This is a genomic window from uncultured Phenylobacterium sp. (genome assembly GCF_902826855.1).
Lineage (GTDB): Bacteria > Pseudomonadota > Alphaproteobacteria > Caulobacterales > Caulobacteraceae > Phenylobacterium.
The window spans coordinates 1-1,810 of record NZ_CADEGK010000368.1; the positions used below are offsets into that span (position 1 = coordinate 1).

Genomic DNA, 1,810 nt, shown 5'->3' on the forward strand with positions numbered 1-1,810 from the left:
GGTTGTGGGCGTCGAACAGCATCTCGTGCGTTTGCAGCAGGTAGGCCCGAACAATGAAGGCGCGGCTGTGGCTGAGCTTGGTGTGGGCCACCTGCAGCTTTGTGCGCTCGCCGGCGACGACGGCCCAGTCTTCGCTCCAGTCGAACTGGAACGCCTCACCAGCGCCAAAGACCAGTGGCACGAAGGTGCCGCGGCCGGTGGTCCGCTCTGCTTCCTGCCGTTTGGCCTGCCAGTCGCGAGCGAAGGCGGCCACGCGGTTGTAAGAACCGTCGTAACCCAGCGCTGCCAAGTCGGCATGCATCTGTTTGACCGTTCGCCGCTGCTTGCGCGACTTGCCGGTCTCGGTCTTGAGCCAGCCTGCCAGTTTGTCTGCGAAGGGGTCGAGCTTGCTGGGGCTCACGCGCTTGGCATAGCGCGGCTCGACCGCATCGGCCCGAAGGTACTTCTTGATGGTGTTTCGAGACAGGCCGGTACGCCGTGCGGCGAATTCGGCCTCAACTTCATCGTTCGACCGCCCCAATCCAGCGCGCATCGAAGCCCGGCCGGCTTCGACCTTGCGGCGCAGGAACTCGTCGTACTCGCGCGACTCGCGCTGGCGCTGAACGAACTCGCGCATCAGCTCGCGCAGCACTTGCGACGCCGGGCGATGGGCCGCCTCGGCTTCGGCCATAAACTCGGCGCGCAACTCAGGCTCCAGCTTCATCGTGAAAACGGCTTGTTTTGACATGATCGGGGCCTCCTGCCACTTGATACTAACAAAGTATATACGCCGTCATTACTAAGCGCTATTCACAGAACGCTGCAAGGCGGGCGTGCGCTAGGCCAAGGCCTGTCGGAAAACATTTGTTTTTCGACAGGCCTTCAACGGTCCTCTGCACCAACCTCCGAGTGGCCGCAAAATTGTGCGGAAAACTCTGTCGCCAGACGCTACCATACGGAAACCTCGTCTTAATGGTTTTCCGCTTATGTTGGTAGGTTACATGCGCGTGTCGTCGGACTCCGACCGCCAGAGCACGAACTTGCAGCGCGATGCGCTGCTCGCCGTCGGCGTCGATGCGCGGCATCTGTTCGAGGATCATGCTTCCGGCGCGAAGGACGACCGCGCGGGCCTGGCGCGGGCGCTCGAATTCGTTCGCCCTGGCGACGTGTTGGTCGTGTGGAAGCTCGACCGGCTCGGCCGTTCGTTGTCGCACTTGCTCGCCATCGTGACCTCGCTCAAGAAAAAGCAGGTGGCGTTCCGCTCGCTGACGGAGAACCTGGATACCACGACGCCCTCGGGCGAGTTTCTGTTCCAGGTGTTCGGCGCGCTCGCGCAGTACGAACGCGCCTTGATCCAGGAACGTGTCGTCGCCGGTCTGGCTGCCGCCCGCAAACGCGGCCGGATCGGCGGCCGGCCGCAGGCGATCACCGGCGAGAAGCTGGAGGCCATCGTCGCTGCGCTCGATGGCGGCATGTCCAAGGCGGCGGTGTGCCGCAACTTCGGCGTCAAGCGAACCACGCTGATCGAGACCCTGGCACGGGTTGGTTGGACGGGCTCTCGTGGAGCGTCATCGCGATGACGACCAAGAGCGAACGATTGACCGTCCTGTCGGACGCCGAGCAGGAAGCCCTGTACGGCCTGCCGGACTTCGACGACGCCCAGCGGCTGGAATACTTGGCGTTGACTGAAACCGAACTGGCGCTCGCCAGCAGCCGGCCTGGTCTCCATGCCCAGGTCTATTGCATCTTGCAGATCGGTTACTTCAAGGCCAAGCATGCCTTCTTCCGCTTTGACGGGAGGTGGGTCGAGGACGATGGGTCCTGTGTGGTT

At 63.1% G+C, this 1,810-nt stretch carries 2 protein-coding genes and 1 pseudogene; 2 read left to right on the forward strand and 1 reads right to left on the reverse strand.

Going from position 1 to position 1,810, the window contains the following annotated elements; genetic code table 11:
- A pseudogene (locus QZV94_RS24850) lies at positions 1-481 on the reverse strand (IS21 family transposase); the annotation flags it as partial.
- A 484-nt stretch (positions 482-965) separates the two neighbouring features.
- Here QZV94_RS24850 and QZV94_RS24855 point away from each other — a divergent pair.
- Together QZV94_RS24855 and QZV94_RS24860 are read left to right on the forward strand one after the other, a co-directional pair.
- Positions 966-1,559, forward strand: a complete 594-nt coding sequence (locus QZV94_RS24855) for a recombinase family protein (protein ID WP_012435588.1) — start codon at positions 966-968, stop codon at positions 1,557-1,559.
- On the forward strand, positions 1,556-1,810 hold a 255-nt coding region (locus QZV94_RS24860; protein ID WP_293683130.1), incomplete at its 3' end, for a DUF4158 domain-containing protein. The genes QZV94_RS24855 and QZV94_RS24860, both read left to right, overlap by 4 nt.